Annotated in this window: 12 protein-coding genes; 5 read left to right on the top strand and 7 right to left on the bottom strand. The window is 44.3% G+C overall.

Features of this window, described 5'->3' with window-relative positions:
* Positions 1-172 precede the first annotated feature (172 nt).
* The 5 genes from AC4IFO_RS09790 (at position 173) to AC4IFO_RS09770 (ending at position 8,050) form a co-directional block, all read left to right on the top strand.
* Entirely contained in the window at positions 173-1,255 is a 1,083-nt protein-coding gene (locus AC4IFO_RS09790) for an efflux RND transporter periplasmic adaptor subunit (RefSeq protein WP_490733888.1), read from the top strand.
* Complete coding sequence (locus AC4IFO_RS09785; protein WP_490733886.1) at positions 1,252-4,338, top strand: efflux RND transporter permease subunit; 3,087 nt, start codon at positions 1,252-1,254, stop codon at positions 4,336-4,338. The genes AC4IFO_RS09790 and AC4IFO_RS09785 overlap by 4 nt, the downstream gene beginning before the upstream one ends.
* Before the next feature lie 119 nt (positions 4,339-4,457).
* Positions 4,458-4,685: a type II toxin-antitoxin system Phd/YefM family antitoxin gene (locus tag AC4IFO_RS09780; protein WP_225820068.1), complete on the top strand. Its 228-nt coding sequence runs from the start codon at positions 4,458-4,460 to the stop codon at positions 4,683-4,685.
* Between the two features lie 652 nt (positions 4,686-5,337).
* The gene (gene emrA / locus AC4IFO_RS09775) at positions 5,338-6,510 is read left to right on the top strand and encodes a multidrug efflux MFS transporter periplasmic adaptor subunit EmrA (RefSeq protein ID WP_490733884.1); all 1,173 of its coding nucleotides are present in this window, start codon (positions 5,338-5,340) and stop codon (positions 6,508-6,510) included.
* A gap of 16 nt (positions 6,511-6,526) precedes the next feature.
* On the top strand, positions 6,527-8,050 hold the full coding sequence (locus AC4IFO_RS09770) for a DHA2 family efflux MFS transporter permease subunit (protein WP_490733882.1): 1,524 nt from the start codon (positions 6,527-6,529) through the stop codon (positions 8,048-8,050).
* Positions 8,051-8,091: 41 nt separating this feature from the next.
* Here AC4IFO_RS09770 and paaY read toward each other — a convergent pair whose 3' ends face one another.
* The 7 genes from paaY to paaG all read right to left on the bottom strand — a co-directional run bounded on the left by paaY (position 8,092) and on the right by paaG (position 15,204).
* The gene (gene paaY / locus AC4IFO_RS09765) at positions 8,092-8,685 is read right to left on the bottom strand and encodes a phenylacetic acid degradation protein PaaY (protein WP_490733880.1); all 594 of its coding nucleotides are present in this window, start codon (positions 8,683-8,685) and stop codon (positions 8,092-8,094) included.
* 21 nt (positions 8,686-8,706) lie between these two features.
* The gene (gene paaX / locus AC4IFO_RS09760; RefSeq protein ID WP_490733878.1) at positions 8,707-9,645 is read right to left on the bottom strand and encodes a phenylacetic acid degradation operon negative regulatory protein PaaX; all 939 of its coding nucleotides are present in this window, start codon (positions 9,643-9,645) and stop codon (positions 8,707-8,709) included.
* Between the two features lie 152 nt (positions 9,646-9,797).
* The gene (paaK, locus tag AC4IFO_RS09755; protein ID WP_490733876.1) at positions 9,798-11,108 is read right to left on the bottom strand and encodes a phenylacetate--CoA ligase PaaK; all 1,311 of its coding nucleotides are present in this window, start codon (positions 11,106-11,108) and stop codon (positions 9,798-9,800) included.
* 113 nt (positions 11,109-11,221) lie between these two features.
* Positions 11,222-12,424, bottom strand: coding sequence for a 3-oxoadipyl-CoA thiolase (pcaF, locus tag AC4IFO_RS09750; protein WP_490733874.1), 1,203 nt, complete (start codon positions 12,422-12,424; stop codon positions 11,222-11,224).
* Positions 12,417-12,860: a hydroxyphenylacetyl-CoA thioesterase PaaI gene (gene paaI / locus AC4IFO_RS09745; protein WP_490733872.1), complete on the bottom strand. Its 444-nt coding sequence runs from the start codon at positions 12,858-12,860 to the stop codon at positions 12,417-12,419. Before paaI ends, pcaF begins: the two co-directional genes overlap by 8 nt.
* Positions 12,857-14,407 carry a 3-hydroxyacyl-CoA dehydrogenase gene (locus AC4IFO_RS09740; protein WP_490733870.1) on the bottom strand — a complete coding sequence of 517 codons (1,551 nt, stop codon included), beginning with the start codon at positions 14,405-14,407 and terminating at the stop codon, positions 12,857-12,859. The genes paaI and AC4IFO_RS09740 overlap by 4 nt, the downstream gene beginning before the upstream one ends.
* Positions 14,408-14,409: 2 nt before the next feature.
* Positions 14,410-15,204, bottom strand: a complete 795-nt coding sequence (paaG, locus tag AC4IFO_RS09735) for a 2-(1,2-epoxy-1,2-dihydrophenyl)acetyl-CoA isomerase PaaG (RefSeq protein WP_490733868.1) — start codon at positions 15,202-15,204, stop codon at positions 14,410-14,412.
* Position 15,205 lies beyond the last annotated feature (1 nt).

Here is a 15,205-nt window from a genome sequence, read left to right as displayed (position 1 = left end):
CTAATTTCTGGTCAATATTTGATCTCAGTTAATAATTTTCCCGTATAGCAAAAATGGACTTACTGGTTTTTACCAAGCTTAACGAAAAATTAAGGTTTAACTTTGGTTTATGGAGTTTGTGGTTAAGCGAAATTACAGTAGCGCGAGCGTCTACTCGGGAATTTTATGACTTATGAAACACATCTTTTTAGCCATTTCATTATTTTTCATTTGCTTGAACACACAGGCAGAGGAAATTCGCCTAAGCGTCACAAACCCAAAAAATGTGATGACAGTTGATGTCGTCAGCATCCCGGGCAAATTTGTGGCAAAAAACGAAATTTCAATTGGTTCTCCACTGCAACAGCAAATGGTTACCGCAGTGTTTGTGGAAGAAGGGGAATGGGTTGAAAAAGGGCAATTGCTCGCCATGTTGGAATCACCCATCCAAAGTGCAGGGGTTAATCAATTAAAAGCAGAAATTGATAAAGCTGCCGCATACATTAAGCAACAAGAAGCGCTCAGCGCCCAATCGCAACAAGAACTGCAACGTTTATCACCGCTGGCAAAAACAGGGGTGATTTCGGCGAATGAATTTGGTAAAGCCAAATCAGAAGCGGCCGCACAGAGTGCATTGTTAACGGCAAGCCGTGCGGAACTGCGCCAACTCAAAGCCCAATTAATGCGTGAACAAAGCCAAGAAGACAAATCGAAAATTATTGCGCCTGTTTCGGGGGTGATCAGTGAGCGTCATGCGATGAATGGCACGCTGTCAGATAACAGCTTGTTATTTAAGCTGATTGAAAATAATGAATTGGAATTTGAAGCGCAGGCACACCCTTCCGAGCTTTCTCGCATTGTGGGCAGTAATCCCGTCGTGATTAACCTTGATGAAAATCAATCAACATCGGGGAAATTACGTTATTTGTCGCCAAAAATAGATGCATTAACCCAACTTGGGAAAATCCGTGTGGCGCTGACTGAGCCAACCAAACACGTGCGTCTAGGTGAAACAGGCACCATGGTGTACAGCAATTCACCGCGCGAACAGCTATCACTACCTTATAGTGCCATTCGTACAGAACCCAATGGTGAGCGTTTTATTTTTACCGTGACAGACGGCAAAGTGGCGAAACAAAAAATACAAATTGGCAAAATTCAGCAAGGACGAGTGGAAGTGTTAACACCATTAGCGCCAAGTTTAGAGGTCGTGGCTTATGCACAAGCTTTTTTATCAGATGATGACACTGTTGTGCCTGTGAAGGATAGCCAATGAAATTACAGTTATCTTCTTGGGCCATCACACGGCCTATCCCCACAATAGTGATGTTTTTAGCATTAACGATTGCGGGGTTATTTTCATTTAATCAATTACCTGTAACTGCCAACCCCGTAGTGACGTTCCCGATCGTGACGATTACTGTGACCCAAGATGGTTCATCGCCAACAGAGCTGGAAAATGCAGTCACCAAGCGGGTGGAGCGTGCGGTGTCTGGTATACCGGGTATTCGCCATATTACCTCTTCCATTAGCGAAGGGGCATCGAGCACCACCATTGAGTTTGACCTCAGTGTTGATGCCCACGTTGCGACCAATGATGTACGTGAAAAAATGGGGCAAATCCGTGGAGAGCTACCCCAAACAATAGATGAGCCATTGATTAACCGCGTCGATGTCGAGGGTGGGGCTATTCTACGTTATGCCGTTTCGTCGGAAACTGAATCTCTCGCGGATTTGTCTTGGTTTGTGGATGACACGGTCAGTAAGCAATTGATCACAGTGCCGGGGGTGCAAAAAGTCAGTCGCTTAGGGGATACCGAACGCGTGATCCGCATCGAGCCTGATGCAAATAAATTGGCTGCGATGCAAATCTCCATAGCCAGTATTAATGAATTACTGAAAAACAATCACCAGAACTCGGCAGGTGGTAACTCAAAATATAATTCGTTGCAGCATACCATCCGTGTATTAGGTGAAAAATCGACCGCGGATGAGATAAAAAACATCATGTTACCCGTTGATAACCAGCAATCGGTACGGTTGGGTGAAATTGCCAATATTTATGATGGCCATAAGAATGTGAAATCTATTTCGCAGTTTAATGGTCAAGATGTGGTCGGTTTTGCGGTTTATCGCGCCAAAGGCTCCAGTGATACCAAAGTAGGGCAAGGCGTTGCTGAAGCGGTCGAAAAATTACAAAAAGCGAATCCAGATATTGATATCCGCCTGATTTCCTCAACAGTTAAATACACGGAATCGAGCTTCTTTTTAACCATTCAGACCTTATTAGAAGGGGCGTTTCTCACCGTCATTATCGTCTTTTTCTTTTTGAAAAGCTGGCGTGCAACGTTGGTGGCGGCAGTGGCATTACCATTATCGATTTTGCCGACCTTTTTTGTATTGGCGCTGTTTGATTACAGCTTGAACAGTATTACGTTGCTAGCTTTGACATTGGTTATTGGGATATTGGTAGATGATGCCATTGTTGAAATTGAAAATATTCAAAAGTATATCGAGCGTGGCGAGCGCCCCTATTTAGCGGCACTAAAAGCGTCTGATGCTATCGGTTTTGCGATCGTCGCAATCACATTGACCATTGTGGCGGTGTTCTTGCCCGTCAGCTTTATTGGGGGCTTTGTTGGGCAGTACTTTGTGCCATTTGGTGTGACAGTATCAGCAGCAGTGCTCTCTTCATTGCTAGTTGCTCGCTTGGTGACGCCATTAATGGCCGCTTATGTGTTGTTACCACAAAAGGGGGCGCACGATGGTGCGAAAATCCCTAACTGGATAGCGCGTTATACGCGGTTTTTATTACTCACGTTAAAGCACCGAAAATTAGCGTCTGCATTGGCGGGGAGCTTTTTAATCGGCTCTGTGGCGGTGACCAGCTTGTTACCCGTCGGTTTTATGCCTGATGGTGATATCAGTATCAGCCAAATTAATATTGAGCTGCCACCGGGTACGCCTGTTGAGCAAACGCAGCAAAAAATGAATGAAATAACAAAACAGTTAAAAGATAGGCCTGAAATTCTTTCGACGTATACGGTTGCTGGGATTGCGGACGACTCTGAGGGGGTTGCTCAACACAAAGGTGAAATGATCCTCACCCTCGTCGAACCGAGTGAACGTGCATTATCACAAAAGCAATTTGAGCTTGAAATATCAAAGTGGTTAAGTGAAAAAACAGATGCACGTTATACCTTTAGTAACAGTAATGGCGGTAAAGAATTCTCCTTAATGTTTACAGGGACGAACCCTCAAGAGCTGGAAGCATCAATGCAAAAGCTGCGTGATGCGATGGCCAAAGTGGAAGGGCTAAAAAACGTTCAGGTCATGAAACCGTTATTGCGTAAAGAGCTGATTGTTAAACCGAATCTAGTAGATATTGGCCGAACGGGAGTCAATGTTGAGGAAATCGCCAATACGTTACGTATTGCGACTATGGGGGAGGCCAACTCACGTAGTGCCAAGTTTAATTTACCCGACAGACAACTGGCTGTGCAGGTGATTTTACCGGAGCATCAACAAAACAATATTGATGTGCTGAATAATCTATATGTGAATAGTACAGGGGAACAAGCTGTACCGCTGAAATCGGTCGCTAAAATCGATTCCAGTGATGGGCCTTCACAGATTGAGCGAATTAACCGACAAAGACAGATGTCGATAGAAGCGAACTTGGAAGGACTGACGCTTGGTGAGGCGCTGGAAATAGTGGCACAACTGCCTGAATATCAGCAATTACCCCACAGTGTTTCACAAGTGGAATATGGCGATATGGAATATATGATTGATATGTTCGAGCGCTTTGGTGGCACAATGGTATTCAGTATTTTGTTGGTTTTTGCCATTTTAATCGTGCTGTTTAAGGACTTTATGCAGCCAATTACCATACTGGTCGCATTGCCGTTTTCCATTGGTGGCGCCATTATCGCCCTTGTTCTATATGGCGCCATGATCGATCTACCCGTGATTATCGGTATTTTAATGCTGATGGGGATTGTGACCAAAAACTCGATTTTGCTAGTGGAGTTTATTCTTGAAAAGCAACGTTCAGGAATGCCAAGGGAAGCGGCAATTATTGAGGCGGGTCAGGAGCGTATTCGCCCAATTATCATGACGACATTTGCCATGATTGCTGGGATGATCCCCCTTGTCTTAACCAGCGGTGCGGATGCTGGATTTAGAGCGCCAATGGCGATTGCGGTCATTGGTGGCTTACTGAGCTCGACAATTTTGAGTTTGCTATTTGTACCAGTAATTTACAGTTTGATGGATGATTTAAAGCATAAATTATTACCGCAACTGGCAAAACTCACCTCAGTGACGCAAGAAGACCGCAATATTAAACAGTGGTAAATACAAACCGGCCAATGTGCCGGTTTTTGCTTTAAACATTGCGACTGCTGGAAAATTGTCATCAGTCTATATTTAGGCTATATTTAGTTTGTGAGTGTCGAATTTATTAGGAGTCGATCATGAAAATAGAGACTATTAGCTATATTAAAAAGCATGCTGCAGGGCTTGAATTATCAGAGCCTATTTTAGTAACTCAAAATGGCATTCCTGCATATGTCATTGAATCTTATGAAGATAGAAAAAAAAGGGATGATGCAATCGCATTACTTAAATTACTTTCTATTTCAGAAAAAGACAGTAAAGAAGATAAATTATATTCACGTAGCCAATTATTGGATACGCTCTAAACGACCCATGATTGGAACGATTGGATGATAGTCAATTTTAAGTATACAGAAACGTTTATTAGCTCGTTAAAGGAATTAGGTATCGGGAGAAAACAGGCTAATTTACTCCTTGAAAAATATGAAAAACATTTACACCCATTTCCAGAGTGTTGCTCAATACCAGAATATCTTCAAGATATTGGTGTCACAAGGTATAGAGGATATTTATCACCAGAAAACTATACCATCCTCTATACGTATGAAATAGCCGAAAATACAATTATATCCCATGCCATTATTCATCAACGTCAAGACATGATGAGGTTATTATTTAATCGAATGATAGAGCGCTAAATATTTTAGTTATAATTTAAAATACATCAAAAAAAGAATAGTTATTATCGAATTAACGTACTCAATATGTTTAATTGATATTAATTTTATTAAAATTGAATTAAAGCTATCTAATTGTGAATAGTTTTATTTAAATTAATCATAAAATGAATATACTTTTCCTGATGGTTAAATTTTTTATTTATTTTAAAATTATCAATTGGTTATTTGTTTTTCTGGGTGATTGTTTTATTTGTAAAATATTAGCTCTTGCTTTATTACATTTACTTCCTGAATATAGGGGGAGGATTAATATTGATTTTAGGCCTTGAGAGTTATTATGAGTCAATCAGCCCATTCAGAAATAAACAATCAAAAAACGAAAAATGAAAAACGTCGAACAATATGGATGTCTATCGCCACAATAATTATTATCTTATTATTTGTGGCTTATGGTGTTTATTGGTTTTTGGTCTTACGTTTTCAAGAATATACCGACGATGCTTATGTCTCGGGTTTGCAAATTCCGATTATTGCGCAGACAACGGGTAACGTGACCCAAGTTAATTTTGAAAACACTGACTTGGTGAAAGCGGGTGATGTGCTGGTGGTGTTGGATAAAACTAACGCTCAGCTGGCGTTTGAGCAAGCTAAACATGATTTAGCTACCACGGTGCGCAAAACCAAAGAGCTATACATCAACGGTGATGAGTATCAGGCGCAAATACAGAAAAACCGCGTCTCACTTGCGCAAGCACAAAAAGATTACCAACGCCGTGCGGCACTTGGGCGCAGCGGAACCATTTCAAAAGAAGACCTGCAACATTCTCAAGAAGCGGTGCAATTAGCACAAGCTGCGTTGGATATCTCCATTCAGCAATATAATGCGAACCGCGCTTTATTACGCAACACGGCATTAAGAAAACAACCTGCCATCCAACAAGCCGCTGATAGTGTGCGCAGTGCATGGATTAATTTGCAACGCACTGAAATTAAAAGCCCAATGACAGGTTATGTTTCAAGGCGTAATGTGCAAGTCGGTTCCCAAGTGAGCCCTCAAAGCTCTTTAATGGCGATAGTGCCAGTTCAACCTGTTTGGGTGGATGCCAACTTCAAAGAAACTCAGCTTGAAAAAGTGCGCATTGGTCAGCCAGTCACCATCAACAGTGATTTTTATGGTGATGACATTGTGTATAACGGTACGGTAGTTGGCTTAGATATGGGAACGGGAAGCGCATTTTCATTACTCCCTGCGCAAAATGCCACGGGGAACTGGATTAAGGTCGTTCAACGCTTGCCTGTGCGAGTTGAGCTTGACCCTGAGCAAGTGGCAAAACACCCATTGCGCATTGGCTTATCGATGAATGTAACCATTGATATTAAAGACCAAAATGGTCCTGTGTTAGCTGAAGTTCAGCGTACAACACCTGCATTTGAAAGCGATGTGTTAGTGCTGAAATTGGCGGATGTCGACCACATTATCGACAGCATTATCACTGATAATGCGGATTAGCTCGTAAGGAATGGCTGTGGCAGATATCCAACCCCTAAAAGGTGCGAAGCTAGTTTGGGCAACCATCGCATTGTCCTTGGCGACCTTTATGCAAGTACTCGACTCCACCATTGCAAACGTCGCTATCCCGACAATTGCGGGTAACCTTGGTGTTTCCGTCTCGCAAGGTACGTGGGTGATCACCTCATTTGGGGTGTCGAACGCTATTTCAATTGCCATTTCGGGGTATCTTGCTAAGCGCTTTGGCGAGATTCGCGTTTTCCTGTGGGCAACGGCACTTTTTACTTTATTTTCATTGTTTTGTGGATTCTCTGACAGCCTTGGAATGTTGATTTTATATCGTGTATTACAAGGTGCTGTCGCAGGGCCTGTTATCCCGTTATCCCAAAGTTTGATTATGCGGTGTTACCCACCGAAAATGCAGAATATGGCATTGGCCTTTTGGTCGATGACCATCATTTTAGCGCCCGTATTTGGTCCAATTTTTGGCGGTTATATTAGTGATAACTTCCATTGGGGCTGGATATTCTTTATGAACGTGCCTCTTGGTGTTTTCGTGATTATTGTGGGTTCTGTTATTTTCAAAGGAATGGAATCGACGGTGGTTAAAGTGCCGTTCAATGTGATTGGCTTGGCGTTATTATCCGTCGGTGTTGGCTGTTTACAAGTGCTATTGGATAAAGGGAAAGAGCTGGGTTGGTTAGCGTCAAATGAGATTGTGATCTTAGCGGTCGTTTCGGCTATCGCGTTGGTATTCCTTGTGATTTGGGAACTGACCGATAAAAACCCGATCGTTGAGCTGTCTTTATTTAAATCGCGTAATTTCACCATAGGTACCATTTCGGTCAGTTTGGCCTATATGGCGTACTTTGGGGCAATTGTATTGCTGCCTCAATTGCTGCAAGAGGTGTATGGCTATACCGCGACGTGGGCGGGGCTTGCACTTGCGCCAATTGGCTTGTTGCCTGTTTTATTTTCAGCCCCAGTGGCGAAATTATCTGACTTTTTGGATATCCGCTGGATAGTAACTTTTAGTTTTGTCTTTTATGCGATCTGCTTCTTCTGGCGGGCGTATACCTTTGAGCCGAGCATGGGGTTCTCCGCGGTAGTTTGGCCTCAATTAGTGCAGGGCATGGCCGTGGCGTGTTTCTTTATGCCATTGACGACATTGACACTTTCGGGGCTTCCCCCAGAAAAATTGGCGTCGGCTTCCAGTTTGGCAAACTTTTTCCGCACATTAGCTGGGTCAATTGGCACGTCAATTACAACCACGATGTGGAGTGACCGCGAATCTGTGCATCACAGCCAACTTACTGAGTTTATTACGGATTATAACCCTGAGTCGTTGGATATGTACCAAGGCATGGCTGCTCATGGGCTAAGTACGGAGCAGACTTCGGGGTTTATTGCGCAGCAAATTACTAGCCAAGGGTTAATTATCGCAGCGAATGAAATTTTCTGGCTATGTGGCTGGGTGTTTATTGTTCTAATCATTACCGTTTGGTTTGCTAAGCCACCATTTGGTAATAATGCGAAGTAATTGTGAGGACTAGGGCCCCCCTTTATGGGGGCCCTAGTAGGTTATAACTGAGATTTTGGGATAATATTCTCAAACTGGAAAACAGGGCGGTTGGCTTCAACTTCGGTTAACGGCTCAATTTCTTTAAATGTCTTTAAACAGCGAGTAACGAGGTGTTGGTAGTCTCGGGTTCCACTGCTTTTCCACGCAATTTCTTTTTCTGATAATGTTCGTACAACTTTGGCTGGCATACCGACTATTAGGCTATTTTGTGCAAATATGGCCTCTGCTTTGACAAAAGCACAAGCGCCAACAATCGAGTTTTCACCAATCACCGCACCATCCATAATCACGCTATTCATCCCGACTAAAGCATTACGTTTGATATGGCAGCCATGTAAGATAGCCCCATGACCGATATGGCCATCCTCTTCAATAATGGTGTCAAATTGCGGGAACCCATGCATTACGCAATTATCTTGTACATTTGCCCCATCTTTAATGATTAAACGCCCATAATCGCCACGTAGACTGGCATTGGGGCCGATATAGACATTTTTACCAATGACAACATCACCAATAACAACTGCCGTAGGGTGAACAAAACTGTCTGGACTAACAACAGGTGTAACTCCATCAATTTGATAAAAAGGCATAAAGGCTCCTTAAAGGTTAATTTAAGCGGCAATTTCCCGCAGTACCCCACCAAAACGCCGATAATAAGCGCTAGAAGGTTGAGGAAGTTCACCCACAGTTGTTTCGCTATTCTCTGAAACATATTGCGTTGCAGCTTGGTCGATACGTTGATAAATATTGGTACACAAGTGGCGCGCAATATGCCCTTCCCATTGGGGTGGTAAAAGTTCGTCAGGTAGCAGTGGGTCTTTAAGCGTGACACGGCGATAAAAGTGAATTAAAAGCAGCCGTAACTGAAAACAATGCTCAGGGCTGATTTGTGTTCCCGCATTATCCTTGAGCAATAACGCAAGAGGTCTGAATAATGAAATAAATTGGTGATAATGCTCTGAAATTTCCTGCAAAGACCATGCCTGAGACACCAAGTCTTTCAGGTTTTTTTCTGAGCGACTGTAGGGGTAATCTGCATGAAAATAAATGGCTTGCTCGGTGGCGTTGAGCTCATTTAATAACGCAGGTACATCGCTTTGCGCGCAGCTTGGCGCAGCCATTAAAGACGTATTAAACTGCCCAAACCCTAACCAACCAAGCTCTTTCTTTAATCGAATTTTTTCTTCTTTATCAGCGGCTTCTAGGAGTAATAAATCCCACTTTCCATCCCAATCGGGTTGCTCTGCGAGATAGATTTTTTGTTCTGCGCGCCGAAATCGGCTCTGGCCACGAGCAGAAATTCGGTAGTAGCTGCGTCGGCCAATTTTTTCAACATCTAACCAACCTTCTTTTTGTAAACGAAAAACAGAGGTGCGTACAAAGCGGTCAGTAAACCCCATGGGTTCTAGTAATTTGGTTAGGCTACCTAGCCAAACTTCTCCTCCTCGGTGATGTAGTGCATCACCATATAAGGAACTAATGAGCGATGTGCCACTAATGGGCTGGCTAGCAATGGCATGTTGGATAAACTGGTCGAGTTTGGTATTCATTTATGCTTCATCCATAAATTTTCTGTATCAAAATACTTTCTGAATAGTAGACATAAAATGGAATATTGTCTCGTTTGGTTTTTTGCTAAAAATGAGCAGGCAAGTAAGGCATATTAGAGCAATACGTATTAAATATGCCTTAACTTACTGGTTTAAATGGCAATTCTTGTATCGATAACACGCTCTGCCTTACCTTGTGAACGTGGAATGTCACCGCAATTCACGATGCTGACCCGCGTGCTAATTCCTACCATGGATTTGATACGATGTTTTAGATGATGACAGATATTACAACGTTCATCATAAGTGAGTTGTTCTGGATGTTTGAGCTCAACGCGAACCGATAAGTTATCCATATTGCCTTGGCGACCAATTTCTAATTGGTAGTGTGGAGATAACTCTTTGAATTGCATAATCTGTTCTTCAATCTGAGAAGGGAACACATTTACTCCGCGAATAATCATCATGTCATCAGAACGACCTGTGATTTTACCAATTCGGCGCATGTTGCGATTTACGCCATTCATTAAGTGGGTTAAATCCCGTGTGCGATAGCGAATTACTGGCATAGCCTCTTTTGTCAGGGTAGTGAACACTAACTCACCATGCTCGCCATCCCCTAATGTTTTGAGCGTTTCGGGGGAAATAATCTCAGGGTAAAAATGGTCTTCCCAGATGGTTGGGCCGCTAGCACCAGCATCAGCACACTCCATGGCGACACCTGGGCCCATGACTTCTGATAAACCATAGATATCTAATGCTTTGATGCCTAGGCGTGTTTCGATTTCAGTGCGCAGGGATTCTGTCCAAGGCTCAGCGCCAAATACGCCTAATCTAAGTGAGCACTTACTAGCATCGCCACCCATGATTTTTTCGAGTTCGTCAATAATGCTTAGGCAATATGATGGTGTCACCATAATCACATCGGGTTTAAAATCAGCAATTAATTGGGCTTGTTTTTCAGTTTGCCCACCTGACATTGGAATAACGGCGGCACCAAGGCGCTCTGCGCCGTAATGTGCGCCTAAACCGCCGGTAAACAAGCCATAGCCATAAGCCACATGGACCTTATCACCGCGAACGGTTCCCGCAGAACGCAAGCTACGTGCAATTAAATCCGCCCAATTATCAATATCACGTTGCGTGTAACCAACAACCGTTGGGCGCCCAGTGGTACCCGAAGAGGCATGGATACGGATGATCTGGTCCATTGGCACGGCAAACGTACTGAAGGGGTAGTTTTCCCGTAAATCTTGCTTAGTGGTATAGGGGAATTTTTCGATATCGCTTAATTGTTTAAAGTCATCAGGGTGCACGCCTGCATCATCAAATTTTTTACGGTACATTGGCACGTTTTCATAGGCGTGAGTGAGTGTCCACTTCATTCGAGAATATTGTAATGACTCGATTTCATCTCGTGAGGCAAATTCAATTGGGTCGATGCTATCTTGTATCATGCTCATAATTGCCAGTCCTCATAATTATTATGGTAACCAGTTTTCGTTGATAACGTTGCTGGTTTTCGCCTGAGCAGGTGTAGGGTTTCAGGCGGTTATTATTGATATGAATACGTTGTTCAGACTCGTTCGATAATCATGGCGATGCCTTGCCCTACGCCAATACACATGGTGCATAAGGCATAACGGCCTCGTTTGCGATGCAGTTCATTAATTGCGGCGATAGCAAGTCTTGCTCCGCTCATGCCTAAAGGGTGACCTAAGGAAATCGCTCCGCCGTTCGGGTTTACGTGTGACGCATCGTCGGGTAAGCCTAGCCCCCTCAATACGGCGAGGGCTTGTGCGGCAAACGCTTCATTGAGTTCAATGACATCCATTTGGTCGATAGTTAACCCCGCCATTTTTAAGACTTTTTGTGAGGCTGGTAACGGGCCAATCCCCATCAGTCGTGGTTCAACGCCACAAGTGGCGGTAGCAACAATGCGAGCCCGAGGGGTTAAGCCTTGCTGTTTCGCGATTTGCTCGGATGCAATAATTAACGCAGCTGCGCCATCATTCACACCAGAAGCATTACCCGCAGTGACCGTGCCATTTTCACGAAACGGCGTTTTCAGCTTTTGTAGTTGCTCAAAGGTGGTTTCTGCACGCGGGTGTTCATCTTCGGTAACCACGATTTCGTTTTTACGCTGTTTAATGGTGACAGGGACAATTTCTTGCGCAAAAATACCATTAATTTTTGCAGTTTCAGTACGTTGCTGGCTGCGTAGCGCAAATGCATCTTGGTCTTCACGGCTGATTTGATAGGTTTCTGCCACATTTTCCGCCGTTTCTGGCATTGAGTCAGTACCACATTGTTGTTCCATTAATGGGTTGATAAACCGCCAACCTATTGTGGTATCAAACACTTGGGCTTGGCGTGAAAAAGCGGATTCCTGTTTTCCCATCACAAAAGGCGCGCGGCTCATTGATTCAACGCCGCCTGCAATCATTAACCCGGATTCATCCGCTTTAATACTGCGAGCGGCAAGTGCGATAGCATCCAACCCTGAGCCACATAAGCGGTTGATGGTCGTGCCTGAAACGGAAACGGGTAAACCAGACAATAAACCCGCCATGCGGGCGACATTGCGGTTGTCTTCACCCGCTTGGTTTGCGCAACCTAAAATAATATCATCGGTCAGCGCCCAATCTAACTGTGGGTGCCTCGCTATCAAGGCTTTTAGTGGCAAAGTCGCGAGGTCATCAGGGCGCAGGGAAGAAAGCGCACCGCCATAACGGCCTATTGGTGTACGAACACCATCACAAATATAAGCATCAGTCATGGTGATTTTCCTCTAAACGATGCCCTAGGCGATGAGAACGACCTTGGAATAAGGCGAGTATTTTTCCGTTTTGGTTAACTATCTCGACTTCGTATAGCCCGTTGCGCTTACCTTGGTGCTTCATTGTTGCGGTCGCTGTCAGTAAATCCCCTTCAAAGCCTGGGCGGACAAAATCAATTGAGCACATCGACGCAACAGCAGCATACCCTTGACTATTGCAGGCGTAAGCAAATGCGGTGTCGGCGAGACTAAACAGTTGCCCCCCATGGCAGGTTTTATGACCATTAAGCATCTTTGCTGTGATGGGCATTTTTAATTGCGCAAAGCCATCTTCGACTTTTTCAATCGACATACCCATTGCTTTTGCGCATGCATCGTCGCGATACATAATGTGAGCGGATTGTTGAGCGGTGGTGATATTCGGTACTGAGATCATAGGGACTCCTTAAAAGATAAAGACTGATAACCCGCAGCTAACTGTTTAAGTAATGGATTGGGCCGATAACGGCTATCGCCATAAAACTGTGCGAGTTGCTCGAGTACCGATAGTACGCGTGACCAACCCAGTTGAGCTCCCCAAGCCAATGGGCCTTTGGGGTAGTTCACGCCAAATCGCATGGCATTGTCGGTATCTGGCACAGTTGCAACCCCTTTATTCACCACATCGAGTGCTTCATTGCATAACATCGCCACCGTTCTCATCGTTAAGAGCGCAGGGTAATCTGGTAGTACAATTACGTTTTTTCCAAGGGACTGGAAAAAGGCTATCGCCTGCTGGTTTTGTTGCGTACTGTTTTGTGTTGCGCAGGTTAATGTGATGGCTGTTGCGGCAAGGTAATTTGCCGATAAATCAAAGAGAACCACCGCTTGGTTTGATCGTTGCGCATGAAATGAGGCCAATTCACCATTTGTTAACATAATAATAACGTCATTAACAATAAGGGTGGGAGATTGATTTGACTGTTGTGCTAATCCTTCGAGTGAGATCCCATTTTCAGATAAAAGCTGCGCAAACTCAGGAAATATCTGCCAATCGCCACTGACTTTTACATTTTTGGGATGGCTAAGGTGCACTTTTGCTGCAAATGACGCGGTGGGGTGTGGTTTATTATCATCATAATGATAGAAACCTTGTTTTGATTTACGGCCAAAATGCCCCGCTTGCACTAATTCCAATTGCATTAATGAGGTCTGAAAGCGTGGGTCATAACCAAATGCCTGAAATACAGATTCCGTCACTGCATAGTTAACATCATGGCCAATTAAATCAGTAAGTTGTAATGGCCCCATTGCAAAGCCACCGGCATCGCGCAGTGCGCTGTCTAGCGTGGTTGGGGAGCCAATTTGCTCTTCAAGGGCGCGTAAAGTCTCCGCATAAAAAGGTCTCGCAACACGGTTAACAATAAAACCAGGTGTTGAGCGGCAAATTACGGGTACTTTCCCCCATGAGAGAGTTAATGCTTTTAATTGTTCAATCACTTCAAGGGATGTTTCTAGGCCACGGATGACCTCAACCAATTTCATCACTGGGGCAGGGTTAAAAAAGTGCAACCCAGCAAGCCGTTCAGGGTGTTTCAATTGGCAACCAATCGCTGTAATCGACAACGAAGAGGTGTTACTGGCAAATATTGTTGATTCGTGACAAATATCTTCAAGTTCGCCGAAAATAGCTTGTTTTATTGCTAGTTTTTCCGCAACAGCTTCAATGATGAGTTGGGCGCTTGATAATTCAGATAAGCTGTTAGCGATATGAATGTTGGCAATGAGCGCTTCTGTGGTTTTTGAGTCAGCCTTTCCTTGTTCAACACGTTTACGCAAGCGTTGTGCCATGGTGTTTAGGGAATGGCTTAACGTGTCTTGGTTAACGTCAAACAGTAAAACGGTGAGCCCTGCCGTGGCAGCCACTTGTGCAATACCAATACCCATGGTACCAGCACCGATAACAGCGACTGTCTTGATGGTGGAATTCATAGAGAGTGTCATGGTTATCGCCCCTTAAACAGCGGTTCGCGCTTGTTTAAAAAGGCACTTACCCCTTCGCGGTAATCTTCACTTCGTCCCCCTAAACGCTGCAAATCGCGTTCAAGGTCTAGCTGTTCATCTAAGGTGTTGGTTGCTGCGCAGTAAATGGCTTTTTTGATCAGACCAAGACCGTAGGTGGGTTGTGTCGCAAGGTGTTGAGCTAGTTGCAAAACGGTGTCTGTGAGTGCCTCATTTTCAGTGACTTGCCAAATCATTCCCCATTGCAATGCTTGCTCTGCACTGATTTTGTCCCCTAATAATGCCATACCCATTGCTCTGGCGTGCCCAGCGAGTTGGGGTAAAAACCAGCTTCCTCCTGAGTCAGGAACTAGGCCAAGGCGGCAAAATGATTGAATAAAACAGGCGCTTTTGGCAGCGATCACGATATCCCCAGCCAATGCGATAGCCGCGCCTGCCCCTGCGGCGACACCATTGACGGCACAAATAATCGGTTTTGGTAAAGCGGTAAGACGGCGGATCAACGGGTTATAGTAGGTTTCCACAGAAAAGCCTAGATCAGGTGCTTCGCTACCCACACTGACATTACGATCGTTGAGATCTTGCCCTGCACAAAAGCCACGGCCTGCGCCAGTGATCACTAAGCAACGTACGGAGTCGTCACGTTCTGCAATTTTGATGGCATCACTTAGCTGGTGGTGCATTTCATCGTTAAAGCTATTGAGCCTATCAGGGCGGTTTAAGGTGATGGTGAGCACGCCATTTTCCAGTGCGGTGAGGATCATCGCTTCGTTTGTCATG

The sequence above is a fragment of the Providencia sp. UF-224 genome (assembly GCF_058245955.1).
The sequence above is the reverse complement of the archived record's forward strand: the minus strand, read 5'-3'. Positions and strand labels throughout refer to the sequence as shown.